The sequence below is a fragment of the Streptomyces sp. NPDC014623 genome (genome assembly GCF_043088245.1).
Lineage (GTDB): Bacteria > Actinomycetota > Actinomycetes > Streptomycetales > Streptomycetaceae > Streptomyces.
The window spans coordinates 15,747-41,835 of record NZ_JBIBZU010000019.1; the positions used below are offsets into that span (position 1 = coordinate 15,747).

At 71.7% G+C, this 26,089-nt stretch carries 19 protein-coding genes; 14 read left to right on the forward strand and 5 right to left on the reverse strand.

The features are described from left to right. Positions 1-14 precede the first annotated feature (14 nt). Positions 15-653: a Dps family protein gene (locus tag ACF1FZ_RS26845; RefSeq protein WP_391775961.1), complete on the reverse strand. Its 639-nt coding sequence runs from the start codon at positions 651-653 to the stop codon at positions 15-17. Between the two features lie 533 nt (positions 654-1,186). Beyond that, positions 1,187-1,837: a type III effector protein gene (locus tag ACF1FZ_RS26850; protein ID WP_391775962.1), complete on the reverse strand. Its 651-nt coding sequence runs from the start codon at positions 1,835-1,837 to the stop codon at positions 1,187-1,189. A 127-nt stretch (positions 1,838-1,964) separates the two neighbouring features. On the opposite strand from ACF1FZ_RS26850, the gene ACF1FZ_RS26855 reads away from it, so the two are divergent. Beyond that, positions 1,965-2,399, forward strand: a complete 435-nt coding sequence (locus tag ACF1FZ_RS26855) for an Hsp20/alpha crystallin family protein (protein WP_391775963.1) — start codon at positions 1,965-1,967, stop codon at positions 2,397-2,399. Between the two features lie 375 nt (positions 2,400-2,774). Beyond that, on the forward strand, positions 2,775-3,209 hold the full coding sequence (locus ACF1FZ_RS26860) for a DUF2267 domain-containing protein (protein ID WP_391775964.1): 435 nt from the start codon (positions 2,775-2,777) through the stop codon (positions 3,207-3,209). A gap of 84 nt (positions 3,210-3,293) precedes the next feature. Here the strand turns inward: ACF1FZ_RS26860 and ACF1FZ_RS26865 are convergent, their stop codons facing one another. Then, a complete protein-coding gene (locus ACF1FZ_RS26865; RefSeq protein WP_280118781.1) occupies positions 3,294-3,422 on the reverse strand; it encodes an LPFR motif small protein in 129 nt (42 codons plus the stop codon). A 662-nt stretch (positions 3,423-4,084) separates the two neighbouring features. Between ACF1FZ_RS26865 and ACF1FZ_RS26870 the strand changes: the two genes are divergently transcribed. Then, entirely contained in the window at positions 4,085-4,564 is a 480-nt protein-coding gene (locus ACF1FZ_RS26870; RefSeq protein WP_391775965.1) for an SRPBCC family protein, read from the forward strand. Between the two features lie 28 nt (positions 4,565-4,592). Next, positions 4,593-6,209, forward strand: a complete 1,617-nt coding sequence (locus ACF1FZ_RS26875; protein WP_391775966.1) for a phytoene desaturase family protein — start codon at positions 4,593-4,595, stop codon at positions 6,207-6,209. Between the two features lie 504 nt (positions 6,210-6,713). Here the strand turns inward: ACF1FZ_RS26875 and ACF1FZ_RS26880 are convergent. Next, on the reverse strand, positions 6,714-7,694 hold the full coding sequence (locus tag ACF1FZ_RS26880) for a mannose-binding protein (RefSeq protein WP_391775967.1): 981 nt from the start codon (positions 7,692-7,694) through the stop codon (positions 6,714-6,716). Between the two features lie 518 nt (positions 7,695-8,212). Here ACF1FZ_RS26880 and ACF1FZ_RS26885 point away from each other — a divergent pair. The 4 genes from ACF1FZ_RS26885 to ACF1FZ_RS26900 all read left to right on the forward strand — a co-directional run bounded on the left by ACF1FZ_RS26885 (position 8,213) and on the right by ACF1FZ_RS26900 (position 14,949). Next, on the forward strand, positions 8,213-9,046 hold the full coding sequence (locus tag ACF1FZ_RS26885) for a type VII secretion system-associated protein (protein ID WP_391776029.1): 834 nt from the start codon (positions 8,213-8,215) through the stop codon (positions 9,044-9,046). Continuing rightward, entirely contained in the window at positions 9,043-10,248 is a 1,206-nt protein-coding gene (locus ACF1FZ_RS26890; RefSeq protein WP_391775968.1) for a ricin-type beta-trefoil lectin domain protein, read from the forward strand. The genes ACF1FZ_RS26885 and ACF1FZ_RS26890 overlap by 4 nt, the downstream gene beginning before the upstream one ends. A 148-nt stretch (positions 10,249-10,396) precedes the next feature. Next, positions 10,397-13,708, forward strand: a complete 3,312-nt coding sequence (locus ACF1FZ_RS26895; RefSeq protein ID WP_391775969.1) for a right-handed parallel beta-helix repeat-containing protein — start codon at positions 10,397-10,399, stop codon at positions 13,706-13,708. After that, on the forward strand, positions 13,705-14,949 hold the full coding sequence (locus ACF1FZ_RS26900) for a S8 family serine peptidase (protein ID WP_391775970.1): 1,245 nt from the start codon (positions 13,705-13,707) through the stop codon (positions 14,947-14,949). Before ACF1FZ_RS26895 ends, ACF1FZ_RS26900 begins: the two co-directional genes overlap by 4 nt. Before the next feature lie 67 nt (positions 14,950-15,016). Here the strand turns inward: ACF1FZ_RS26900 and eccCa are convergent, their stop codons facing one another. Then, the gene (eccCa, locus tag ACF1FZ_RS26905) at positions 15,017-19,063 is read right to left on the reverse strand and encodes a type VII secretion protein EccCa (protein WP_391775971.1); all 4,047 of its coding nucleotides are present in this window, start codon (positions 19,061-19,063) and stop codon (positions 15,017-15,019) included. Between the two features lie 410 nt (positions 19,064-19,473). Between eccCa and eccD the strand changes: the two genes are divergently transcribed. The 6 genes from eccD to ACF1FZ_RS26935 all read left to right on the forward strand — a co-directional run. Further along, a complete protein-coding gene (gene eccD, locus ACF1FZ_RS26910; protein ID WP_391775972.1) occupies positions 19,474-20,883 on the forward strand; it encodes a type VII secretion integral membrane protein EccD in 1,410 nt (469 codons plus the stop codon). Positions 20,884-20,928: 45 nt separating this feature from the next. After that, positions 20,929-22,539 (forward strand): type VII secretion protein EccB, encoded by a 1,611-nt coding sequence (eccB, locus tag ACF1FZ_RS26915; protein WP_391775973.1) that lies wholly within the window; start codon positions 20,929-20,931, stop codon positions 22,537-22,539. 467 nt (positions 22,540-23,006) lie between these two features. Beyond that, positions 23,007-23,342, forward strand: coding sequence for a hypothetical protein (locus ACF1FZ_RS26920; protein ID WP_391775974.1), 336 nt, complete (start codon positions 23,007-23,009; stop codon positions 23,340-23,342). 91 nt (positions 23,343-23,433) lie between these two features. Continuing rightward, the gene (locus tag ACF1FZ_RS26925; RefSeq protein ID WP_147961256.1) at positions 23,434-23,742 is read left to right on the forward strand and encodes a WXG100 family type VII secretion target; all 309 of its coding nucleotides are present in this window, start codon (positions 23,434-23,436) and stop codon (positions 23,740-23,742) included. Between the two features lie 137 nt (positions 23,743-23,879). Continuing rightward, entirely contained in the window at positions 23,880-24,344 is a 465-nt protein-coding gene (locus ACF1FZ_RS26930) for a type VII secretion system-associated protein (RefSeq protein ID WP_391775975.1), read from the forward strand. A gap of 121 nt (positions 24,345-24,465) precedes the next feature. After that, on the forward strand, positions 24,466-26,089 hold a 1,624-nt coding region (locus tag ACF1FZ_RS26935), incomplete at its 3' end, for an AAWKG family protein (RefSeq protein ID WP_391775976.1).

A 26,089-nucleotide genomic window follows, 5' to 3' on the forward strand; every position in this document is an offset into this window, starting at 1 on the left:
GCCCGCCCCCGGCGTCACCGGGCGCGTTTGGCGGAGACAGTCTTCTTGGTGGCGCGCTTGGTACCGGCCGTCTTCTTCGCGGGGGCCGTGCGGGACGGCCCGGACGCCGCGGCGGCCTGTGTCTCGCTGCCGGCATCAGCGGTAATGAGAGCCCCGGAACTGTTCTCCAGGTGAGCACGCACGAACCACTGGAACTGTTCCAGGGAACGGAGGTGCTCGATGAGCAGGTCCTCGGTGACCGGGTCGACGGAGCCTGCCTTCGCGGCGGCCTTCCGGTGGTCCTCGATGATGCCCGTGTAGACGAGGTCGAGTGCCCCGAGGTGGGCGATCGCGTCAGCCCTGTCCACGCTGTAGTCGTCCCACGTGCGCTCGGCGACCAGTGTGCCCGCGGTGCCGCGGGGCACCCCGCCCAGAGCGGAGATGCGCTCGGCGGTCGCGTCCGCCATGTCCCGGACCGCCAGGGTCTGGGGGTCGAGCATTTCGTGTACGGCGATGAAGTGGGGGCCGGTCACATTCCAGTGGATGTGCTTCAGGGTGAGAGCCAGGTCGTTGAGCGAGTGCAGACGCATGGTCAACAACTCGATCATCCGCCCGCCTTCCCTGGTGCTGAGTCCGGGAACGGTGTAACGGGGGGTGGAATTCTGAGGGGACATGATGCTCCTGCGACGATGGGACGGTCTGCCGCCATTCATCTGCCACCGGAACTCCGGAAGTCACCCAGGTCCGCGCCGAAACCACTTGACCGGCCCTGTGGAAACCGGGCCGGGAGGCGCCCGGCCCGGTGCCCGGGGCGCCTGGGCGGTGCCACGGACCGCGATCGAGGCGCGGGACCCCCGGACGTCCGGCGGGCTCCGCGCCTCGATGCCCTCACGCACTCCGTCGAAGGCCGTCCAGCCGCTGCCGACCTTCGTGTGCGGGGTGTCCGGGGTGACGGCCTTGCCGCGCTCGGGGGAGTGGCGTACAGGAAGCCGCCCTTGTCGGTGACCAGGGTGTCGTTGGCGCCGTCGTCCCGGAGGTCCCCGAAGGGCACGAGGGCGGAGGTGGTGGGCCAGGTGCCGCCGTCGGTCCGGCCGGCACCAGGTACCCGGGCCGTGACGCCGTTCCTCCCGCTGCCGGCGGTGGTGGCCGCTGTGCCGTACGCCGCCGGGCCGGCAGGGGCTTTTCACCGTGTGGCGGGCTGGCGGCGTCAGGTCGCGGTCCGTTGGTCGTTGCTGTCCTGGCGGAGTTTGCGGGTGTGGCGGGTGAGGGTGTCGACGCGTGCCGCGAGGCCGGGGTGACCGGCCGCCAGGTGTGTGTGGGTGTCGGTCAGCGGTGCGATGAGGTTGGCGGGGTCGTTGTCGGCCAGGGCGGCGGCGAGCCGGGTGGCCGCGGGCGCGGGGAGGTCGGGGAGGGCGGTGATCTGGCCGGCGAGCTGGCGCAGGTCGGCCGCGTTGTCGCGGGCCCAGGCGGTGACCGTGCGGTCGGCGGCGCGGTGGTCGCGGGTGGCCTGTACGCGTTGTTCGCCGGTGGTGCCGGGGGTGCCGGGGCGCACGCGCAGATAGCGGCGTTCGGCGGCCTGGCGGCTGGCGACGCCGAGAGGCTGGGCGAGGTCGGCCCAGCTGGTGCCTGCGGCCCGGGCCGCTTCGATCAGTCCCGGTTCCCATCCGGCCAGCCGGTCGCGCAGTTGGCGCAGCAGGAGCAGAGCCGCCAGTGCCTGCTCGGAGTCGGCCTGCCGGTCGTGGGGGATCCCTGTGCCGGGCGCCGGCACCTGGGCGGTGCGGACGGCCTCGTCGATGGCGTTCAGTGCTGTGGTGGCTGCGGCGAAGGATGCGGGCTCGCCGGGTCGGGATGTGTTCATGAAGGCCCCTTCACGGGTGTCACCCTTCGGACGACACTGTGGTTGTCATCGTTTGGATGACATGGTACAACGGTGTCAGACGAAGCGCATTGGCAGTTTCTGCCCGACCAGTGGAGGTGTTTTCACAATGTTGATGCGCACTGACCCGTTCCGTGAACTCGACCGCATCGCCCAGCAGCTGACGGGTGTGTCCGGGACCTGGTCGAAGCCGTCGGCCATGCCGATGGACGCCTACCGCGAGGGTGAGGAGTACGTGATCGCCCTCGACCTGCCCGGTGTCGCGAAGGACGCGATCGACATCGACGTGGAACGGAACATGCTCACCGTCAAGGCGGAGCGCCGGCCCGTCGCGGTGGGTGACGACGTGCAGGTGGAGCTCACCGAGCGGCCGCTGGGTGCCTTCTCCCGCCAGCTGGTCCTGGCGGACACCCTGGACACCGAGCGCATCAGGGCGGATTACGACGCGGGGGTGCTGACCCTGCGGATCCCGATCGCCGAGCGCGCCAAGCCCCGCAAGATCGCCATCGGCGGAGAAGCCGCTCACAAGCAGATCGGCACCTGAACCGGGCGATACCCGCACCGCACGGGCGGGATGGGGCGGGCATCCTCACGCCGCGCCCGGCGCCGTGTGCGGGGTGGGTGGCCCCCGGCTTCGGCGGGCCGCTTCGCCCCCCGCTCCGCGCCTGTCCCGCCCGCGGTGTGAACGCGCTCCCGGAAGCACGTTCACACCGCGGGCGGCATGCCGCGGAACCCCACGGGGAGCGGGATGCGGCCCGAGCACCCGCCCTGCCCCGCGGAGTTCCACCGGGGCGCTCTTCCGGCGGCCCGGGCGTACCCACTCGGACAACTCTCCCTCAATGATCAACAGTGTGGCTGCCCGCCATCGCCCACCTGGTGACCGCAGCAGCCGCCGCTCGGCGAGAAAGGCACTTCAACCATGCGCTCCCTGCGTGAACAGCCCCGTGCCACAGCGGGTGTGACGTTCGAGCAGATGCTGGAAACAATCAGGTACGAGGGTGCGTACCCCACGCGCGAACGAGCCGAGACCGTCACCCACGCGGTACTGGCCGGACTCGGCCGCCAGCTCTCGGAGGACGGACGAGCCGGCCTCGCCGCCTGCCTCCCCGCCGAGGCCGCCCTCACCCTCACCGCCCAGGTCCGCGACCCCGGCCCGCTCACCGGCTGGGGATTCGTCAAGGACCTCGCGGTGCGCACGGGCGGCACGCCCGCCACCGCCCGCTGGGACGCCGGAGCCGTCCTCGCCCCCGTGGCCCGTATGGTCGACTCCGGTCAGCTGGACCTCGTCCTCGCCGAGCTCCCCTCCGGCTACGCCCTGCTGTTCGGCCGGGCGGAACTCGTCCAGGCCGCTTGACCGCTTGACCGGATCAGGGGGACCACGCACCTGAAGCCCGGGCCGGCTCGATGAGCCGGCCCGGGCCGGGGGAGGTGATGCTGATCAGTGGTGGCCGTGGGCGGTGTCGGAGGCTCCGCCGAAGAGCCGCGCGACAGCACGGAAGGGCAAGGTCACGACGGTGGCAATGGCTCCGCCGATGGAACGGATTACGTCCGCGATCGCCTTCAGCATGTGAATTCCTCCCTTTCGGTGCCACCGCGGCGCTGACGAAGCCGCGATGGGGTGTTCATCAGGCTCGTACCCGGCCGCGAACCGGGGAAACTCACGCCCTTCAGCGGTGAGGAATGAGCGGGCCGTCACCGTGGAAGGAATGCCGTCCTTCACGGAAGACGCAGCGTGCAAAGCCGTCTTCCGTGAAACGTACGGCCGACGACGGTGATTTCCTCGGTGCCCTGCAGGACTCCGGAGGCGGCGGGGCGAGCTCCGGGCGGTGAGGACCGCCTACGCCAGGGCTCCCTCGTGCCCGCACGCCGGAGTGCGGGACGGCAGAAGGGGTGCGGATGCCGCGGTGCCGGCAGGCGTAGGGAACACGCGGGCGCCCCCTTCCCTTCCGTCGCCGTGCTTCGCCCCTTGTTTCCCGTTTTCCGTGCGGAACGTGCACGCTTTTCGTGCTGCTCGACCAGCGATACGCACGAGACGGCCTGGGCGGCCAGGACGTCCCCCATGAATTCGGTGCCATGGACCGGCCGCCGGGAAATTACCGGAAACCCTCCCCGGGCGCGGTGTTCCGCAGGCGGCGAATCCTCCGGGCGCCTGCGAGAGTGGGATATGAATAGGACCGGGCAGGCCGGGTACTCGTGGCGAGCGCATCCACACGAGGGGCTGGAGGGCCGATGGCGGTACGGAACCGGTTGATCGCACGTTCCGTGGAGGACGTCTGGGCTGTCCTCGCGGATGCCACGCTCTACGGCGACTGGGTGGTGGGCACGTCGGAATCCAGGCCCGCGGAAGGTGAATGGCCGCGAGTCGGCTCCAGCATCACGTACACCGTGAGGCTGGGGTGGTGGTCGGCGTCGGGGCGGACCGTCGTCCGGCGCTGCGAGGCGCCCGGGGTGCTGGAACTCGAGGCGGACAGCGGACGGCTCGGCACGGCGCGGATCGCCGTCGAGATACGTCCCTGGGGGGAGAACGCCTTGGTGATCATCGACGAGCACCCTCTGCGGGGACCTGCCGGTTCTCTGCACAACCCGGTGGCGGACGCGCTGATCCAACTGCGCCACCGCAGCATGCTGGCCCGTTTGGCGGACGTCGTGGAGAAAGCTGCGACTCATACGCGTGAACCGGTACGGCAGCGGTCCGGGAGCCCGCGGTAGCGGACCACGAGAACGCCAGGAGGTAACGATGCCGGACGCGGTGGTCATCGGTGCGGGACCCAACGGTCTCGTCGCGGCCAATCTGCTCGCCGACGCGGGCTGGAGCGTCGAGGTTCTGGAGGCGCAGCCGGAACCGGGCGGCGCGGTGCGCAGCGACCGGGGTGTCCACCCCGATTTCGTCAGCGACCTCTTCAGTGCCTTCTATCCGCTCGCCGCCGCCTCCCCGGTAGTCGCCGGCCTGGAGCTGGAGGAGGACGGCCTCAGCTGGAGCCGTGCCCCGCGTGTGCTCGCGCACCCGCTGCCGGACGGCCGGTGCGCCGTACTCGAACAGGGGGCCGCGCACACGGCGGCGGGCCTGGACTCCTTCGCGGCCGGCGACGGGGCCGCCTGGCTCGGCCTGTGCGCCACGTGGAACCGCCTCGGTCCCGACATCCTGGGGGCTCTCTTCACGCCCTTCCCGCCTGTGCGTTCGGCTGTTCGCGCCGCCGCCAGGCTCCGGGCAGCCGGTGGCCTCCGGCTGGCCCGGTCCCTGTTGCTGCCCGTCCGCCGTCTGGGGGAGGAGGAGTTCCGCGGCGAGGCCGGAAGACTGCTGCTCGCGGGCAACGCGCTGCACGCGGACCTCGGCCCCGAGGCGGCGGGAAGCGGAGGCTACGGCTGGCTGATGTCCATGCTCGGGCAGACGTACGGCTTCCCGGTGCCGGTGGGCGGTGCAGGCGCGTTCACGGGGGCCCTGGTGCGGCGGCTCGAGCGGCACGGTGGCGTGGTCCGCTGCGGGGAGCGCGTGAGCGAGATCGTCGTACGTGGCGGACGGGCCGTGGGCGTACGCACAGCGAAGGGCGAGGCCGTGCCGGCCACCCGTGCCCTGCTCGCCGACGTGTCCGCACCGGCGCTGTTCGGCGAGCTGATCGACGCACGGCATCTCCCCGGCCGCGTGCTGGACGATCTGCGGCGGTTCCAGTGGGACTTCGCCACCTTCAAGGTCGACTGGGCCCTCGACGGCCCGGTGCCCTGGACCGCCGGGGAGGCCTCCACGGCGGGGACGGTCCACCTGGCCGACGGGGTCGACGGCCTCACCCGCTTCGCCGCGCAGATCGCGACGGGCCGGGTACCGGACCGCCCCTTCCTCCTCGTCGGGCAGATGACCACGGCTGACGCGACGCGCTCGCCGGCCGGAACCGAATCGGCCTGGGCCTACACGCACGTCCCGCACCGGATCAAGGGCGACGCGGGTGAGGACGCGCTGACCGGGCGCTGGGACAGGCGGGAGCAGGAGATCATGGCGGATCGCGTGGAGAACGAGATCGAACGCTGGGCGCCAGGTTTCCGCTCGCTCATCAGATCCCGCCGCCTTCTCGCACCGCCGACGCTCGAGGCCATGGACGCCAACCTCCACGGCGGAGCGATCAACGGAGGCACCGCAGCCGCCCACCAGCAGCTGGTGTTCCGGCCCATGCCGGGCACCGGCCGGCCCGAGACGCCGGTGGAGGGCCTGTTCCTCGCCTCGGCGTCCGCGCATCCCGGCGGGGGTGTGCACGGCGCCCCCGGTGCCAACGCGGCCCGCGCGGCACTGCGCGGACGAGATCGCCGCTCCCGGTCGGTCCGGCTTCCCTGGAAAGTCCGTGCCGGGCAGAGCATCGAAGGGTGATCCACGGCCGCAGAGCAGCACAGCCGCACGGGTCGTCCGAGGGACGGGGCAGGCCGAGGGGTCTCCTCCAGATCGTCTTCCCGGAGCGGATGCGACGGGTTCCCCGCCTCCTGACGAGCGGCGCGACGACGAACAGGCCACGTCCGCCTTCGTCGTCCTCACCGCTGTGGCGCGGCCGCGGTGAGGCGTGATGCGCGTCCGCGGCCTCGCACACGAGGGCGCGGGCGCGGGTGCGGAGTACGCGGAGCGGTCCTTCGGCACATCCGACCGCGTTGGCCACCAGCTCGCCGGCGACGAGTTCGGTCGCGAAGGGTGCGGCTCGCCCAGGTCCCACGGGAGTGGTGCACGGGGGAGGGGGCCCTGTCCGGCTCCCTCCGGTCTGCTTCCTCGGCCGCGGCCACCTGCCCGCTTCCGAGGGAGTGCCGGGCGGACCGGTGTACCGCTCCGGGGGCGGCCACGAGATGTGGCCGCCCCCGGAGCGGTCCGGCCCGCCGCAGGCCGGTGTCAGGTCGACCAGACGACCCTGCCGTTGTGCACGATGGCCACTTTGGCGTCGGCACGGAGTACCAGCTGGGCGCCCGCGTAGTCGTGGGTCCGGGTGGCCCAGATCGCACGGTCGGCACCGTTGTGGACGACGAGGTTGCCGTCGGGCTGGAAGATCGCCCGGTGGTTCTCACCGAAGGTCATCGACGCCCAGATGGGCTTGCCGTGCTCATTGTGGAGGACGAGGTTGCCGTCGGTCTGCATGACCAGGCGGATGCGGTTGTTGGTCCAGGCCTGGTTGACCGCCAGGACGCTGGGTGCCGAGAAGGTCACGGTCGTCCAGTCCGGCTTCGGGGCCGCCTCGGGCTTGGGCTTGGGCTTGGGCGTGGCCTTGGGTGTGGCTTCGGGCTTCTTCGCGGCCGGGCTGCTCGTCCTCGGCTCGGGTGCGGGCTCGGGAACAGCCGCCTTCGGAGGGTCGCTCTTCTTCGGTCCCTCCTTGCTCGGGGACGGGCTGGGCTTCCCGGCCACGTAGTCGCCGAGCGCCGCAGGAGCGGAGTTCGGGTTGAGGACGGTGTCGGCACCCTCCGCCGCCGGCCGCATGGCGGTCTCGTCCTGCCCCCTGTCGTTCGCACTTCCGACCAGCAGCAGGGGTATGGCGACCAGGGCGGCGCCGACGAAAGCAGCCCCGGCCAGGAGCGGCGTCCTGGGGCGTCCGCCGTCGGTACCGGTGCCGGTCGTGGTGCCGGGCGCCGTCTCGGCGGTCGTCGCCACGCCGATGCTCCGCCGGGGCACCGCAGTGGTCTCGGCGGCGGCCGAGGGCGGTGCCGGGGCGGGGACGGCCGTCCCGGCCGGGGCGGTGCCGGGCTCCGTCCCGGGAGAGGCGGCGGCAGGGTCCGGCGTCTCCTCGGCCGGTGCGGGGGACGGGGACGAGGCCCCGGCCTCCTGTACGTCGGAGGCGGCTGCCGCCGCGTTCGCGCCGGGGACGGGGTGCTGGGAGGACATGTGGTTGCTTCTCCTCGGTTGCAGGTCTGCCGGTGGGCAGCGGTCGGTCCGGACGGACGCCGGGGCCCCGCGGGCGCTGGCGAGCGCCGCGCCGAGGTGGCCGGCCCGGCCCGGCCCCCGTCGACGGATTCCGCGTGGTCCGGCGCGGCGGCGGCCGGTCCCACGCCTCTCCCCGCTGCGAGGTGTACCCGTACGGCCTCGGCCGGGACGTCCGGGCCGGAAGGCGCTGTACGTCGAGGAGGCCGATGGCATACCCAACGTAGTCCGTCGACGGGACGGCAGCTGCCCCCTCATCCCGAACGCACCTGTCACTTTGTCCACTGATGCCTCACTGATCCCGGAAAGTTAACTGTTCGGGCAGCAAACGGGCGCTCATGAGCCTGAAACGGATCTCCGGCGAACTCCCACGGAGGAGGTGCATATGACATCCTGTTGGCTCCCCGATCTGATCGGTGCCGGCGTGCGCGCATGCCGTCCGGCGCCCGAGGGTTCGTACAGAAACAAGAGTTCAGATGGAGATGCGGCCCGCAGAAGGGCAAGTCGGCATAGATGCCGCCCCGTTCGTCGTTCCCGGTACGTCCTCCCCGGCCGCCGGCCCTGAGTCGCCCGTCTCCGCCGGCACCGAGGACGCCGGTGCCTCCGCGATACCGATACCCGAGTCCGTGAGAGCCGCGGCCCGCCGGGCGCCAGGGCACTGGATCGGGGTGGTGGACCCGGAGTGGACCGAGGCGCGGACTCCACCGGAGTGGGCGGTGCTGGGGGAGTGGCAGTCGGACGAGAGCGGCAACGTGGGGGAGTACCGCGCCAACCCGGAGTACCGGCCCTCGGCGAGGGTCCTCGGCTGGCCGGAGCCCACCGACCCGGTCGACGCGGCGGCGCAGCGAGCCGCCACCGGTCACGGCACGGTGGAAGCGGCACTCACGGCACTCGCGGAGGCGGACGTCACCGTGGTGCGCGGGCCGGACGGCGGGCCGCTCACCGCCGCAGGCCGGGACGGGGCCCCGGTGATCCTGGTGTTCACCTCACCCGCACACGAGTTCATGTCCGCGGCACTTCACCATGACACCGTGCCGGCACGGGAACTGGCCCGCTCACCGGGAGGTCCCGGCACCATGCTCATGGTCAACGCCGGTGCGGCGGCCCCCCTGCTCGTCCCGGCGGACAGCCTTCCCGGGCCGGTGCGCGCCGCGGACGACGAGAGGACGCCCGCAGCGGAGGCCGCACCTGAGGAAGGCCCTGACGCCCCCACCGGCGCGGCGGACCGTCCCGGTGCTCCGGCCCCGACGTCCTCCGCCGACCGTACCGACAGTTCATCCGATCCTTGGCCCCTCACCTCAGGGAGGACCCCGTGACGCGTTCGTCCCCACACCCCCCCACCTCCCCCACGGCTCGCGCGGAGTCGGCCACCGAGAGCGAGGAGAGGGCTGCCACCTCCGCGCCCGCCGCCCCTTCCGTCCCCAGGACCGGGCCACCGGAGGCGAAGGCCGGGGCAGCGGCCGGAAGGACCGGTACGGAGGACCCGGAGGCCGGGAACGGATCCGAAGCGGCCGGGAAGAAGACCGAAGGGGGCGAGAAGGCGTCCGGGGAGGCCCGCACCACCGAGCCCGAGACCGAGGTCTCCTCCGGTGCCCGGCCCCAGGCCGAGCCCGAGCCCGAGGCCGGGTCCGGCGCCACCGCGGCCGCCCAGAGCCGGTTGCCCGCACTCGTGCGGACCATGACCGCGACTGCGATCGACCGGCCGCAGCAGCAGGCGGGGCCGGTGGGCCGGCCGGGTAAGGCGGTGCTGGCAGGAGCGGCGGTCGCGGGGGCACTGCTCGTCTCGGTGCCGTTCCTGGTACTCGCCGGGAACGATGACGGGGGCCCCGAGCAGCCCTCGGTGGCGGCGGCGGGAACCGTGCTCGACGGGAGTTCGCAGGAGGCACCGGGTGAGTTCGCGGTGACCCCGCCCGAGAGCGCTTCCCCGGACGAGGACAAGAAGGACGAGGACAAGAAGAAGGACACCGGGGAACCGGTGTCCGGGAAGCCGGTGAAGCAGGTCCCGGCGCCGAGCGGGACCGAGGACGCGCCGAAGAAGGCCGCCGAGCCCGAGGAGGAGCCGAAGAAGACGAGTCCGAAGAAGGAGACCGGTGGTGCGGAGCAGCCGGCCAAGGTCGCTTCCGGTGCCGCCCTCAACACCCCGGTTTCCCTGCGCAGTCATCTCTCCGGCCGTTGCATCGACGTGCCGGCCCACGACTTCAGCGACGGCAAGGCACTGCACGTGTGGGACTGCGACAACAGCGTGGCGCAGAAGTGGAAGTTCGCCTCGGACGGCACCGTCCGCATCAAGGACAAGTGCCTGGACGTGGCCGGCGCGAACTTCAGCAACGGCACGCCCATCCAGATCGTCTGGTGCAACGGCAACGCCGCCCAGAAGTTCACCCTGAACGGCAGTCACGACCTCGTCAGCACGACCGTAGGCATGTGCGTCGACATCAGGGACGGCAACCGGAGCAACGGGGCAGCGCTGCAACTGTGGACCTGCACGGGCTCCGACAGCCAGAAGTGGAGCACCTGACCGCGGCGCCTCGACGCCGGGAGCACCCCTCCCGGAAACCCGCATGCCCCGGACACGAGGCATGATGAACACCGTCGGCTAGCCGGCACGCGCCCCCGGCGAGCGGGGGCGTCCGTAGAAGAAGCCGCCGTAGCAAGGAGGTTGGTGCGTGTCGCGCCAGGTACTGTCGGTCGGCCCCGGGGACCGCTTCTCGACGATCGGTGAGGCACTCGCCGCTGCCCGGACCGGGGCGCTCATCAGCGTCCGGCCCGGGACGTACGCGGAGAACCTCGTGATCAGCACCAGGGTCACCCTCACCGCCGCCGAAGGGCGGGGCACCGTGGAGATCCGGCCGCGTTCGGGCAGCGTGGTCGCGCTGCGCGCCGACGCCGTGATGCTCACCGAGCTGACCCTGCGCGGCGGTGACGCCGAGCTGCCCGCCGTGGACGTACGGCGCGGGCAGGCCGCGTTCGACGGCTGCGAGATCATCGGCGCCGCCTGGACCGCGATGCTGGCCGGGGGGACGGGCTCCCTCGCGCTGCGGGACTGCCGGGTGAGCAACCCGCAGGGCGCGGGGATCGTGGTGACGTCCACCACACCCACCACCGTGGAGTCCTGCACACTCGAACACCTGGGGACCAGCGGCCTGGTCCTCGCCGAACAGGGCGAGGCACGCATCCGTGACTGCACGGTGCGGGACGCCCGCGGCAACGGCCTGCTCGCCAACGGCGAGACCCGCGGCAGCGTCGAGGACTGCGACATCTCCTCCACCGACAAGCCCTCCATCGCCCTGGAGCAGGACTGCGCCGTCTCGGTGGTCCGCACCGTGGTGCACGACACCAGCACCGGTGTGCACCTGAGCAGCGCAGGCCGTACGACGCTGGAGGACGTCCGGGTCAGCGGTGCCTCCGGGAACGGGATCGCACTCGCCGGCGGTACCGACCCGGTGCTGCGCCGCTGCCGTGTCTCCCGTGTCCGCGGCCACGGCGTGCTGGTCACCGACCGGGCGCGCGGCACCTTCGAGGACTGCTGGGTGGACGGCGCGCAGGGAGCGGCACTGAGGGTCGCCGGATCCGCCTCCCCGGCACTGACCGGCCTGACGGTCCGCGACTGCGACGGGGTCGGGTTGCTCCTCGACGAGGGCTCGGCGCCGGAACTGGACCGCCTGGAGGTGATCGGCGGCTCACCGGCGGTCTCGGTGCTCGGCGGCGCCAACCCGTTGCTGCGCCGGGCCCGGCTGGTGGAGCCCGCCGGCGACGGCATCGTGGCCGCCGGGGACGCCCGGGGGCGCGCCGAGGACTGTGAGATCGTCCGGCCGAAGGGCGCGGGTGTGCGCGTGGCCTCCGGCGGCACCCTCTACCTGGCCGGTGGCGGGGTCTCCGACACCGCCACCAGCGGCCTCGTCGTGGAGGACGGCGGCAACGTCACCGTCCGCGACTTCCGTGTCGAGATATCCGGCGAGGAGGGCGTGGTGGTCGCCGCGGGCGGTGAACTGACCGCCAACCGCACCTCGGTGCACGCCCCCAAGGGCCACGGCTTCCTGCTCCAGGAGGGCGCGCTCGCCTCCCTCAGCGGCTGCGAGGCCACCGGAGGCGCCCAGGACGGCTTCCGGGTGGAGTCCACCGCGCCGGTCTCGCTCGTCAACTGTCTCGCCCGGGAGAACGAGGGCGGCGGCCTGGTGCAGACCGCGCCCGGCGAACGGCTCGCGGTCGAGGGCCTGAACAGCACGGGCAACGGGAAGCGGGACGCGTGGGGCACCGGCAGCGCCGAGAACACCGACCCGGCCGGGTCCGGCGCCGCGGACGGCCCCTCCCCCGACCGCGCGGACGGACCGCTCGGCGCCCTCAACGCGCTGATCGGCCTGGAGAACGTCAAACAGCAGGTGCGCACCCTGGTCAACCTGACCCAGCTCGCCCAGCGGCGTGAACAACTGGGCATGCCCGCCCCGCCGATGAGCAGGCACCTGGTCTTCGCGGGTCCGCCCGGCACCGGCAAGACCACCGTCGCCCGCCTCTACGGCTCGATCCTGGCGGAGCTGGGTTCGCTGCGCAGCGGACATCTGGTCGAGGTCTCACGCGCCGACCTGGTCGCACAGGTCGTCGGCGGCACCGCGATCAAGACCTCCGAGACCTTCCAGCGTGCCCTCGGCGGGGTGCTGTTCATCGACGAGGCGTACACACTCACCGCGGACAGCGGCAACGGCGGTGCCGACTTCGGCCGCGAAGCCGTGGACACGCTGCTGAAGCTGATGGAGGACCACCGCGACGACGTGGTGGTGGTCGCGGCCGGCTACTCCCGGGAGATGGACTCCTTCCTCGGCTCCAACCCGGGTCTGGCATCCCGCTTCTCACGGACCGTGGAGTTCGAGAACTACTCGGTGCCCGATCTCGTCGCGATCATGGAGAGCATGTGCGCCCAGCACCAGTACGAGCTGGGTGAAGGCACCGCAGACGCTCTGGCCGTGCACTTCGAGGCGATGCCGAAGGACGCCGGCTTCGGCAACGGCCGTGCCGCTCGCGGGGTGTTCGAGGAGATGGTGGACCGGCAGGCCGTCCGGCTCGCCGCACAGCCGCAGGTCAGCGAGCGAGACCTCCGGCTGCTGCTGCCGGACGACGTGTCGGCCACCGCCGCCGAGACGGCCTCCGGGACCGCCGTACCGGACGACGACCCGCTGACCCGCCTCGGTGACATGATCGGCCTGGCCGGGGTGAAGCGCGAAGTCGCGGATCTGGTCAACCTCATCACCACGGCCCGCCACCGTGCGGCGGCCGGGCTGCCGGTGCCCTCGCTCAGTAATCATCTGGTCTTCACCGGTCCGCCCGGCACCGGCAAGACCACCGTGGCCCGCCTCTACGGGGAGGTCCTGACCCAGCTCGGCGTCCTCGAGAAGGGCCAGCTGGTCGAGGCGGCCCGCGCCGACCTGGTCGGCCGCTACATCGGCCACACCGCCCAGCTCACCCGCGAGGTCTTCGAACGAGCCCGGGGCGGCGTGCTCTTCATCGACGAGGCGTACACCCTCACTCCCCGTGGCGGCGGCGCCGACTTCGGCCAGGAAGCGGTGGACACCCTCCTCAAACTGATGGAGGACCACCGCGACGAGGTGGTCGTCATCGTCGCCGGTTACACCGACGAGATGGAGGGCTTCCTCGCCTCCAACCCGGGTCTCTCCTCCCGGTTCCCGCGCCGGATCACCTTCGCCGACTACTCCTCGGAGGAACTGGTCACCATCGTGCGCGCCCAGGCCTCGAAGATGGGCTACGAGTGCGGGCCCGGCACCGGCCCCCTGCTCAAGGAGTACTTCGACGCGGTCCCCCGGGACCGTTCCTTCGGAAACGCGCGCCTGGCCCGCCAGGTGGTCGAGTCGATGGTCACCCGACAGGCGGGGCGGCTCAGTTCGCTGGCCGCACCCACCCTGGACGACCTGCGCATCCTCCTCCCCGAGGACGTGACGGCCGCAGCGCCGAAGGTGGCTCCCCGATGAGGCCGCCCGTCCGGGGGGCCGGCCGCCTGCTGTCCGGCGCCGGCCTCGCCGCCGCACTGCTGCTACCCGCGGCCGTGCCGGCCCAGGCGGCTCCCCTCCCACGGGTCCCGGCGGCCGACGGCAAGAAGGGCCAGGAACTGCCCGGTATGCCCTCGGCGCTCGACCCGGAGGCCGACGAGGTGTCCTGCACCCCCGCCTCCCGCCAGGAGGCGAAGAAGCAGGACTGGTCGCGCCAGCGCCTCGACCTGGACCGGCTGCACCGGCACAGCACCGGTGCGGGGGTGACCGTCGCGCTGATCGGCACCGGGGTCGCTCCGGACGCGAACGGGCTCGGCGGCCGGGTCACCGCCCAGGGCGCGGCCGCTGACGACTGCGTCGGGCACGGTACGTTCCTGGCCGGGCTGATCGCCGGGACAGGAGGGGGCAGCCCCCGTCTCGCCGGGGTCGCCCCGGGCGCGAAGATCCTGGCCCTGCGCGGCACCGACCGGAGGGGGCAGCCGGACTCCGCCCTCGTCGTGGACGCACTGCGTGAGGCGGCCGCCGCCCGGGCCGGGGTGATCGCGGTGGCCGTGGCCCTGCCGCGCCAGGACGCGGCGCTGAGCAGCGCGGTCGCCGAGGCCCGCCGCGCGGGCGCGGTGGTGATCGCCGCGGCCACCCCGGACCCGCCCCCCCGGGGCGGCGCAGACGAGCCCGCCTCCCGCACCTACTGGCCGGCCGGCGAACCCGGTGTCCTCTCGGTGGCCGACATGCTTCCGGACGGCACCCGTCCGAAGGGCTCCCTGCCCACCGGCGGCATCGACCTGGCCGCCCCCGGAGCCGGGGTGGTCTCCGGCGGACCGCGGGGCGACGGCCACTACCTCGGCGGGGGTGTCCCGGTGGCCACCGCCTACGCCGCCGGGGCCGCCGCAGCGGTCCGCGCCGCCCACCCAGGCGGCTCGCCCGATGACGTCATCCGCCGTCTGACCGCCACCGCCTACCCGGCCGACATCCCCCAGCTGGACGCCTACGCCGCCGTCACCACGGTCCTCGGCGGCCCCGCCGCGTCCACCGGCGCCGAGCGTGCCGCGGACCCCGTGAGTGTGCGCGACACAGCCTCCGCCGACCGTGCCACCGGCCGCGCCACCCTCTTCGTCCTTCTGGGCTCCGCCGGCGTCCTCGCCGTCCTCTGGGCCGGTTTCGCCCTCTCCCGGGCCCGCGCCCGCGGATGGCAGCCGGCACAAGCGTCCCGGACGGAACCGTAGCGAGCTGAAGCCCTGACGACGACACCCTCCTGAGGCGTTTCCAGGAGGGTGTCGTCGTCGTGTTCTCTCAGTCCTGCTGCCCCAGGTTCTCCTCCACCAGCGCCGTCTGCATCAGCCGCGGACGGCGGCGGGCGATGTACAGGGCCCGGCCCGGCGGGAGGTTGAGGGGTTTCGCGTCGCCGAAGAGACGGCCTTCCGTGGGCGGGCAGGAGAGAAGCACAGCGGGGTTGTTCGCCTCGTCGAGGCGGCGGACGAGACCGTCGCTGAGACCTCGGCCGGCGCCCATGGCGCTGCGGGCGACGACCAGGTGCAGGCCCATCTCGAAGCCGAGGGTCAGATGGTCGAAGAGCGGCTCGAAAGGACTCTGGAAGGAGTTGCCGGACACCATTTCGTAGTCGTCCACCAGCACGAACAGACGCGGGCCGGTCCACCAGTCGCACCGGCGCATACGGGCGGGGGCGATGTCGGCGCCGGGGAGGCGGGTCTTCATCGCGCGGGCCGCGCCCTCGATGGTCTCCTTCAGGTTGTCCAGGGAGATCACATGTCCGATGCGGTACTCCTCCGGGACGGCGTCCACCAGGGTGCGGCGGTAGTCCACCGCGATGATCTTCGCCTCCTGCGGGGAGTAGCGGGCGGTGATGCCCTTGGTGATGCTGCGCAGCAGGTTGGTCTTTCCACTCTCGGTGTCGCCGACCACGATCAGGTGCGGGGTGCGGCTGAAGTCGTGCCAGACCGGTTCCAGGGCGTCCTGGTCGATACCGAGCGGCAGGCGCATGCCACCGCCCTCGGTGGCCTCGGGAGCAGGCAGTTCGGCGAGCGGGAGCCGGTGGGGGAGCATCCGGACCTGCGGGGCGGGTGCGCCCGGCCAGTGCCGGGCGACTTCGGCGACCAGGTGGGAGACGCCGTCGCCGAGGTCGTCGAGAGAACCGCTGCCGTCCAGCCGGGGCAGGCCGGCGAGGAAGTGCATCTTGCTGTCGGCGGTGATGCCCCGGCCGCCGCTGCGCGGTACCGAGCGGGCCTTACGGGTGTCGATCTCGGAGTCCATCGGATCACCCATCCGCAGTTCCAGGCGGGTGGCCGCCTGGTCACGGACCTGGGCGGACAGCTCCACCCAGCGGGTGGTGGTGATGATCAGGTGGATGCCGTAGTTGAGTCCCCGGGCGGCGAGCTCGTTGAACTTCGGGATCAGGGCGTCGTAATCCTGGCGGACCGTGGACCAGCCGTCGACCACCATGAACACGTCGCCGAAGGGCTCGTCGGGGAATTCACCGGCGGCCCGGCGGCGGCGGTAGGACTGCATGGAGTCGAGGGTGTGGTCCACGAAGAACTGCTCGCGGCGGGCGAGCAGGGTCATCACCTCGGCGACGGCCCGGTGCACCCTCTCCGGGTTGAGGCGCGCCGCGACGCCGCCGACGTGCGGGAGGGCGGCGAGCTGCGAAAGACCGCCGCCACCGAAGTCGAGGCAGTAGAACTGGACCTCGGCGGGGGTGTGGGTGAGCGCCAGGGCGGCTATCAGCGTACGGGCGAGAGTGGACTTGCCGCTCTGTGAGCCGCCCGCGACGGCGACGTGGCCGCCCGCTCCGGAGAGGTCCACGACCAGCGGGTCGCGGCGCTGCTCGAAGGGCTTGTCCACGAGGCCGACCGGGACCCGCAACCTGCCGGTGCCGGACCAGCCGGCGGCCGTGAGACCCCGTTCCGGGTCGGGAGCCACGCCGGGCAGCAGGGCGTCCAGCGGGGAAGGCTCGTCCAGCGGCGGCAGCCACACCTGGTGGGCGGCGGGGCCGGAGTCGCGCAGCCGGTCGAGGGCCACGTCGAGCAGGGCCTCCTCATCACCCGCCTCCTCGTTCTCCGGCTCAGGCTCGGGGGCCGCGGCCAGGGTCCGGGGCACCACCCAGCCGCTGGTCCACGGCACCACCTGGCTGGCCACCCGGGCCTGCACCACCGCGCCGGTGCGGCGCCGGTAGGTGCCGGACGAGTACGCGGCGCGGAACCGGGTCAGGGACTCCACGCCGGACTTCAGGTAACCGCTGCCGGGCTGGGCCGGCAGCTCGTAGGCGTCCGGAACGCCGAGCACACCACGGCTCTCCATGGCGGAGAAGGTACGCAGGCCGATGCGGTACGACAGATGGCTCTCCAGCTGGTGCATGCGCCCCTCGTCCAGGCGCTGCGAGGCGAGCAGCAGGTGGACCCCGAGGGAACGGCCGAGACGGCCGATCATCACGAACAGGTCCATGAACTCACGGTGCGCGGAGAGCAGCTCGCTGAACTCGTCCACCACCACGAACAGGCTGGGCAGCGGGACGAGGTCGGTCCCGCTGGCACGGGCCCGCTCGTAGTCCAGGGCGGAGGTGTAGTTGCCGGCGGACCGCAGGAGTTCCTGACGGCGGATGAGTTCGCCGTGCAGGGCGTCCTGCATGCGTTCCACCAGGGCGACCTCGTCGGCGAGGTTGGTGATGACGGCGGAGGTGTGCGGAAGTTCCTCCAGGCCGAGGAAGGTGGCGCCGCCCTTGAAGTCGACCAGGATGAAGTTGAGGGTCTCGGAGGAGTTGGTCAGGGCGAGGCCGAGGACGAGGGTGCGCAGGAGCTCGCTCTTGCCGGAGCCGGTGGCGCCGATGAGCATGCCGTGCGGGCCCATGCCGCCCTGTGCGGACTCCTTGATGTCGAGTTCCACCGGGCGGCCGTCCACACCGACCGCGATGGGAACCCGGAGCCGGGTGGAGCCGGTGTGCCGGTTGAAGAGCGTGTGCGGGTCGTGCCGGTGCAGGTCGGGGATGCCGAGCAGCGTGGTCAGCTCGACGTCGGTGTCCATCGGCTGCGCGATGTCGGTGCCCAGACTCATCCGGCGGGGGGTGAGCAGCCGGGCCAGTGACTCCGCGCCGAAGAGGCCGAGCCGGTCCGGCCGGCCGAGCGGCACCGAGCGTTCCTTCCGGCTGCGGTCGGTGCGCACGAGGCTCACCTGACCGGGGCCGACGGTCAGCCGCAGCGTGTTGCGGCCCGGGCGCCAGCGCAGCGCCCCGGATATGTCGAGGGCCAGGGCGTTGCGGTAGCCGTGCCCCTCCCAGCGGTGGCCCTCGGGCACGGTGACGCCGTCCAGGACGACGATCGTGTAGGGCTCGTCGCGGCCGGGGCGGGCTTCCGGGTCGAAGCCGGGGCGCTCGGCGAATTCGGCGCCGAGCAGGTCGTCGAGCTCCGTGAGGTCGGCGGTGATCCGCCGGGCCTGGCCGGCACCGTCCTCCTCGTACGGGTCCAGCGCGTGCGGCAGCCACTTGACCCACTCCCAGTCGGGCCGCCGCTCGTCACTGACGCACAGGGCGATCCACAGCTCCTCAGGAGCGTGGAACACCGCGAGCTGCCCGAGCACGGCGCGCACCAGGGCGCGCACGGCCTCGGCGCCGGGGTCCTCGCCGCTCTCCCCGGACGGCGGGGCGCCGGGCTCCAGGCCGGGGGCCTCCTCGGGGCGCAGCAGGATCCGGGCCGAGGAGCGGAGGTAGAGGCCGAGGGGCTGTTCCGGAATGGTGGAGTAGGCACGGATGAAGCGGCGCAGGGCGTGTGCGCAGAGGGGTTCGAGGTCCTCCACCGGGCGGGTGGAGACCGGGTCCAGGGTGAGCGCGAGCTGCTGCTCACCGACCGCGAGCCGGACCTCACCGAAGTCCTCGTCGGCCGGGCGGCGTTCCCACAGCCGTGAGGTGCGGGCCAGCGAGCGGAGCGAGGCGGGTTCCGGGTGGCGCCAGGCGAGCGCCCGCTGCTGCTCCGTGATGGTGGTGCGGACCCGCTTGCGGGTCTGCGCCAGGTAGCGCAGGTAGTCGCGGCGCTCACCCTTCAGCCGCTGCTTGCGCTCGCTGGAGCGGCGCATCAGCTGGCCCAGCAGCATCGCACCGGCGGAGAGCGCCATGACGCCCATCGCCAGATACATGAAGACGCTGTTCCCACCGCCGGGCCGCAGGAACATCAGCATCATCGACACCGACATCAGCGCCATCGGCAGATAGGTCCAGATCGCCGAGGTGTCGGGCACCGTCTCGGCGAGGACCGGCGGCTCCTGGAGGGTCAATTGCCCGTCGGGCATCTCCGGCCCACGCCTGCGGGCCGGGCGGCGAAACAGCACGACACTCAAGGAACAGAACCTCCGGTTCACAAACGTTCCGGCCCGCACCGGAATTCCGGCGCACCCGGTGGTGGAAAAGGCCGCACCGCGCTGATTCCCCGGGCCCCGCGTGAGGTGCGGTGAACCCCGGATGAATGTTTCGAGCGGATGGCGGGATGCGGGCAACTTCCGTGATGGCCAACCACATACCGGATAAATGGAGCCCGGTCCGCAGCACGACCCGGTGGTCGTAGGCAGTAGTGTGCATTCACGGAACGCGACCTGTCCACGCGGGAGGGGTCGTCACCGGGCCCGGCGGACGCAAATACCGTGCCCGGCCCCCCGGTTCGCGGCCGGACGGACCTTCCGTACTGTTCGCACATCCCCTCTCGCGGGGAAGTCCTCCTGCCATAGCCTTCCGGAAGACGAGAGTTCAGCTGATGACCGACAGCGCGGTGGCCGAATCGTGCCGCCTGACCGTACGTGCACCGAACGTCAGCGTCGATCTGGCGGTGCCCGCCGACGTGCCGGTCGCCGATCTCCTGCCCACCCTGCTGCGTTACGTCGGTGAGGAGGCGGAGGAGGCGGGCCTGGACCACGCCGGCTGGGTGCTCCAGCGACTCGGCGACGCGCCGCTCGACGAGGAGACCACCCTGGCCCGCGCCGGGCTCGCCGACGGCGCCGTGCTCTACCTGCGCCCGCACACCGAGGCGCTGCCCGAGGCGCGGCTCGACGACCTGGTGGACGGGATAGCCGAGACCGTGGGCCGGCGGCTGCACACCTGGTACCCCGGGGCGGCCCGCGGCCTGCTGGTGGGCACCGCGGTGGCGACCGTGGTGACCGCCCTCGTGCTGGTGTTCTGGCCGGGGGTGACGTCCAGCTCCGGCGCCTCCCGGGCGGCCTGTGCGGCCTTGGCCGGACTGCTCCTCCTCGCGGGCGCGGGCTCCGCCAGCCGCGCGGTCGGCGACCGCCTCTCCGCGACCGCGCTCGGGCTGCTGGTCGCCCCGTGCCTGGCACTGGTCGGCTGGATACTGCCCGGCGGCGATCTGACCGGCCCCGACGCAGGACAGGTCGCCGGCGCCCGGCTACTGGCGGCGGGCGCCGCGGGCGCGGGCGGCGCGGTCCTCGCCCTCGCCGCCACCGCGGTGGGCGCCCCGGCGCTGCTGGCCACCGCGACGGTGTCGGTGGCCACCGCGATCGCCGGGGCCCTGATGGGATACACGGGTCTGGACGTGCCGGCCGCCGTGGCGCTGGTGGCGACCGTGATCACACTCGCCGCCGGGGCGGTGGCCCCCTTCGCCTTCAAGCTGGCCGGGATGCGGATGCCGGCGCTGCCGTCCTCCGCGAGTCAGCTCCAGGAGGGTATCGACCCCTACGCGGGTGACGAGGTGGCCGAACGCACCCAGCTGGCCGGACGCTGGGTCACCGCGCTCTTCGCGGCCACGGGCACCGTCGCCGCGGCCGCCCTGGTCGTCCTCGCCGAGAACCCCGACCTGCCCGAGGTGCTGACCGGACTCTCGCTGAGCCTCCTGCTGCTCCTGCACTGCCGCGGCCTGGTGCACATCGGGCAGCGGCTGACCCTGGCGCTGCCCGGGATCTGGGGGCTGCTGCTGATGGCCCGGGCCTGGGCCGTGGACAGCGACGCGGACGGCCGCGTGGTGGTCTTCGGGGTGCTGCTCGCCACGGCGGCCGGCCTGGTGACAGCCTCCTGGACGGTCCCGGGCCGCCGCGTGCTGCCGTACTGGGGCCGTGCGGCGGAGCTGGCACACACCGCCCTCGCGGTCGCGCTGCTGCCGCTCGGTCTGTGGGTGGCGGGTCTCTTCGGCTGGCTCCGCGGCCTGTTCGGCTGAGCACGCCCGTACGCCACTGGATGAAAGACGAGTTGAGGAGAGGCTGTGCAGTCCAAGCGCGACCAGGTACAGGCCCACAGTTTCATGATGGGCAGGCTCAGCTCGGGCCTGCTCACGGCCGACCCTGACGCCCCGGAGAGCCCACTCGGGCGGACCACCCGAGGCGTGGTCTTCGGCGTGCTGGTGACCCTCCTGATCGGTGCGGGCGCCACCGTGTACGGGCTGCTGCGTCCCGGCGGCAACGACGGCTGGCGCAGCGACAGGCACCTGGTGGTCAACCGCGAGACCGGTGCCCGGTACCTCTGGACCGGTACCGACGGCGTACTGCACCCGGTACGCAACTACGCGTCGGCGCGGTTGATCGGCGGCTCCGACCTGGCGACCGTGGACGTCGCCACCGCCTCGCTGCAGGGCATCCCCGTGGGATCCCCGGCCGGCATCCCCGGCGCCCCGGACACCCTGCCCGGGGCCGACCGGCTCGACGGCGGCGCCTGGCACATGTGCGTCACCGGTCCGGGCGGTGCCGTGCCCAGCACCTCCGGTGCCGTCACAGGCACCGGGGTGGAGAAGCCGGGAGCCACCACCCTGGTCGCGGGGGCGCCGCTGGACTCCCGCGGCGTCGGCGCCGACCGCGGCGTCCTGGTGCGCGGGCCGGACCGCACCGAGTACCTGGTGTGGCGGGGCAGCAGACTGGAGCTGGACCGCGCCTCGGATGCCCGTAACGCCCTCGGCTACGGCTCCGAGCGGCCCATGCCGGTGTCGGCCGCCTTCCTCGACGCGCTGGCCCCGGGACCCGCCCTGAAGCCGCCCGAGGTGCCGGGGCGCGGCGGGGAGGGCCCGGAGCTCGGCGGTGAGGCCAGCCGGATCGGCCAGTTGTTCAAGATCAGCGTGCCGGGCGGGGGCAGCACGTACCACCTGCTGCGCAAGGACGGTCTGGTGCCGCTGACCCGGCTCGGCGCCGCCCTGGTGCTGGGCGACCCGGCCACCCAGGAGGAGGCCTACGAGGGGCGGTCGCCCGAGGTGCGCGCGGTCGGCGCGGACGCGCTGCGCGAGCACAGGGCGAAGGACCCGGGCACCGCCGGATCCGCGGAGCTTCCCGATGCCCCTCCGTCCCCGCAGCCGACGCCCCGCGGAACGGCGCTCTGCGCGCAGGTGGACGGCGACAACGGCGGCGCCCGGATCAAGTCGGTGCTGGTCCCGCTGAGCGAACTCGCCCCGATCGCCGTGTCGGAGGGAACCGCTCCGCCGCTGGAGGCCGCCTGCGTCCGGACGGATGCCACGGTGGTGCGGCCCGGGCACGCGGCCCTGGTCCGGGCCCTGCACGCGAGCGGCGCCGCGCACGCCGGGACCACGTACCTGGTGGCGGAGAACGGCGTGAAGTATCGCGTTTCGGCCAAGGACTCCCTGGCGGCGCTCGGCTATGCGGACGGAGACATCAGCTCGGTCCCCGCACCGCTGCTGGCGGCCCTCCCCACCGGCGCCGACCTGGACCCGGCCGCTGCCTCCGGTACCGCGAAACCCAAGGTCACAGCTCCGCAGTGCGGGACAGACGTGCGGCCGGGGCAGGAAGAGGAGGAGGCCGAGACAGGCAAGGCGGACCAGGCCGGCCAGGCGGCCACGGAGAGCATGCCAGGCGCAGAGGCCACCACGCCCTGAATTCCGGCAAACAGCACATATGGCGTCACAGAAAGAGGGAGGGGCGGGGTGGCGTGACTTTATGCTGACCCCTCGTCGCTCTGCGGTGGATTCGGTATGCATCGAGCCTTACGGGAAAGCTCAGAATTAGCTCAAATCTTTTTGCTGGCCGCCCCCTCGGGGGTCTGGCACGCGTCCGTGCCCGCTTCGCCGGGAACGGGCCGTCGCGATGACCGTTTCCACTGTTTCCCTGCCCGCTTCCCGACCGTATCGGGCCGGGACGGGTTCGGAGCCCGTCCCACTCCATCAGACAGGGCGGTCCCGTTCATTTCGCGGAAACCTTTGGACAACTCCATTGCCATGCAAGGATTCGCGCGAGCTGACTTATGCTCAAATCTTCCCTGCATATGTTGCGCCGGACAGTAGATTCTCTTTAGCCTCAGCGGGCAACGGTGCGAGGGGACTCGCCTGAACGAAGGGAGCGTGACATGGCGGACGGTTCCGGCAGGAAAGCGGACTATGCCAAGGGCTTGGGAGGTGTCTCCTCCCTGGAGTCGGCCCGGGCCGCGGTCGAGAAGATCCAGAACAACGTGGCCGAGGTCGCGGCGCGTTCGGGAGTCGGCGGTGACGAGGGCCAGGCTCTGCTGAAGCTCTTCCGCAGCTGGAACGGCGAGGCCCAGAAGGTCGTCGTCCAGATCAGCAAGATGATCGACGCGCTCCAGGAGAACGTGACCTCGGCCAACCGCCTGGCGAAGGAGAACCAGGACCTGACCGAGGTGCTCAACAGCAAGACCAGCCAAGGCGTCTTCGAAGCGCTGCGCTGACCCATCCCCCGCGGCACCCGGGCCCCTCCGGGGAGGCCGGAACCCGTGAGCTTCCCGGGCCTTGGTGCCCGGTCCCCCGAGAGGAGACGTCATGGCCGACGGCATCATCGATGTGCAGTACGCCACGGTCCGCAACGCTATTGAGGAGCTGAAGGGCCAGACCCAGCAGATCATCACGACCCTCAACAACCTGGAGGACGAGCTGAAGCCGCTCGTCATGTCCTGGGAGGGTGACGACCAGCAGATGTACCGCGGGGTCCAGGCGGAGTGGGACCAGGCCACCAAGAACATGGCCCTGCTCCTCGGCGACAGCGGTGAGCTGGTGCAGAGCATCCACGACAACCACTCGCGCGACGAGCGCCGGAGCGCCGACAACTGGGGCAACGTGCGGGCTCGCTGAGGTCCTCCGTCCGGATCGTGCCGGGGCCCATGCGCCCCGGCACGATCCGGACGACAGGCCCCTGGGGCCGGCCGGTGCCCCTCTGCTTCCGGCCGGCCCCCACCCCCGACCGGCACCGAACGGCAGGAGGACGTCCCATGGCTGGTGAGAAGGCCGACGTCAAGCATTTCGACCTCAAGCAGATGGAGAACTTCCGGGACAACGAGGTGCAGCCGGTGTACACCGTCGCGAAGAAGCACCGGGAGGACGGCGACGGGGCGCACATCAGGCCGCTCGGTCACCTCGTCGACGGCCACACCACCCCGGACAACCTCTCCCAGGACAAGCAGCTCCTGCGCATCGGGAAGATGGTCACCGACCCCCTGGTCTCGGGGCCGAAGCTGGTCGAGGGCGTCCGCACCGCGGCCGAGGCCATCGACAAACTGCTGGGCGACCAGATGGACCTCTTCAAAGAGCTGAAGGAAGCGCTCACCGACACCATCGAAGAGGCCAACAAGACCAAGGACAAGAACCTCGACGCGATCGACGCGCAGACGCTGCTGCAGACCTTCGACGAGGTGGACACGCTCACCAGCGGGTCGTCGGAGACAGAAGAAACCTGATCTTGCGGGCGGCGGCGGTCCCCGGCCGCCCGGCTCGCACGCGTGAGAGACACCCGGCCGCACAGCCACACGAAGAGACCGTGCGCCGACACGGAAGACAACCGACCAGAAAGGGCGCCCGGTGGCCGATCGGTACGATCCCAACTCCGTTGCCAACATCGACAAGTTCGACAACGCAGGCGACGCGTCGGCCGATACCTGGGCCACTCTGGTCACCCACATCACCGGCTATCCGGTACCGGACCGGAGCACCGTGTTCGACACGCTCCGCTCCGACCACGGTGGCAAGCTCTTCCGGATGGACATCAAGGAGCGCAGCCTCGGTCTGCTCGTCAAGGACTCCGGGTTCCTGACGAACAAGGGCGAGGACTACGACATCTGGTTCTTCGACAGCGGCAAGAAGCGGTCGATCATGCAGGCCCGGATCGTCTTCGAGGGCCGTGTGAAGGCCGGCGACGAGATCATCTGGGCCGGTCCCGGCTCCGACAACGTCCAGGACGCGCAGGTCCGTGAAGGCAACGAGTTCACGGACTACAACAAGGACAAGATGAGCACCATCCCGCTCGCCCGGTACATGAACGGGCCACGGGCTGCGCTCCTCGGGTTGCTGGGCGGCAGCACACAGGACGCCCGTTTCAGTAACCTGGGTGTGCCCGGAGCCGACGTGGTGGACCTGAATTCCTTCAACACCACCGGCGACTCCTTCGACTTCGCGGCCAAGTTCTTCAAGGACCACGCGACGGTGCTCAAGGACTGGGAGGACCGTTTCGGCCGGGACGACGCGAGCTGGAAGGGCGAGGCAGCGGAGGTCTTCCGCAGCCTGCTGAAGAAGATCCGCGAGAACTACGACAGTTACGTCGAGACCTTCAACTCCTCGGCCGGCACCGGAGACGAGACCGGCACCGGCAACACGGTGTACTCGCGCGCTCTGTCGCTGGGCCGCTCGTACCTGGTGGACTCCGCCAACAAGCTGCTGGACGCCTGGCTGACCTGGGCCAACTCCTCGTACTACGACCCGCACCGGGTGCTGCGCTACGTCCTGGACGACCTCGCCCAGTGGGTGGACACGAACAACGTCGCCGAGACGGAGATCAAGTCCTACAGCACCCGCTACTCGACGACCGTCAGCCACAGCCCGAAGGGCAACTTCTCCCAGGTGCACCCCGAGTACGGAGACCTCACGGACATCGCGAACTGGGCGAAGGTCGGCGACAAGGCCGTGAAGATCTGGACCCAGGGCGTCGACGAGTACCTGGGCAAGCCCGCGGCCCAGGTGCAGTCGGCTCTGAACAACCACTTCCTCGAACTGGGCGAAACCTTCTCCGACAACGTCCCCAAGCCGAAGTCGACCAGCACGGCCTCGGAGGACTACCAGGAGAGGAAGCTCGAGGAGGAGAAGGAGGAGATGAACCGGCAGAACGAGGAGAACAAGCGGTACCAGGACGAGCTGCGCGAGGAGCAGAAACAGCAGCGCGAGGAGGACAAGCGGTACCAGGACGAGTTGCGCGAGGAGCAGAACCAGCAGCGCGAGGAGGACAAGCGGTACCAGGACGAGCTGCGCGAGGAGCAGCGACGCGAGCAGGAAGAGGCCAAGAACCTCCAGGACGAGCTGCGCAACGAGCAGAACCAGCAGCGCGAGGAGGACAAGCAGTACCAGGACGAGCTGCGCGAGGAGCAGCGACGCGAGCAGGAAGAGGCCAAGAACCTCCAGGACGAGCTGCGCAACGAGCAGAACCAGCAGCGCG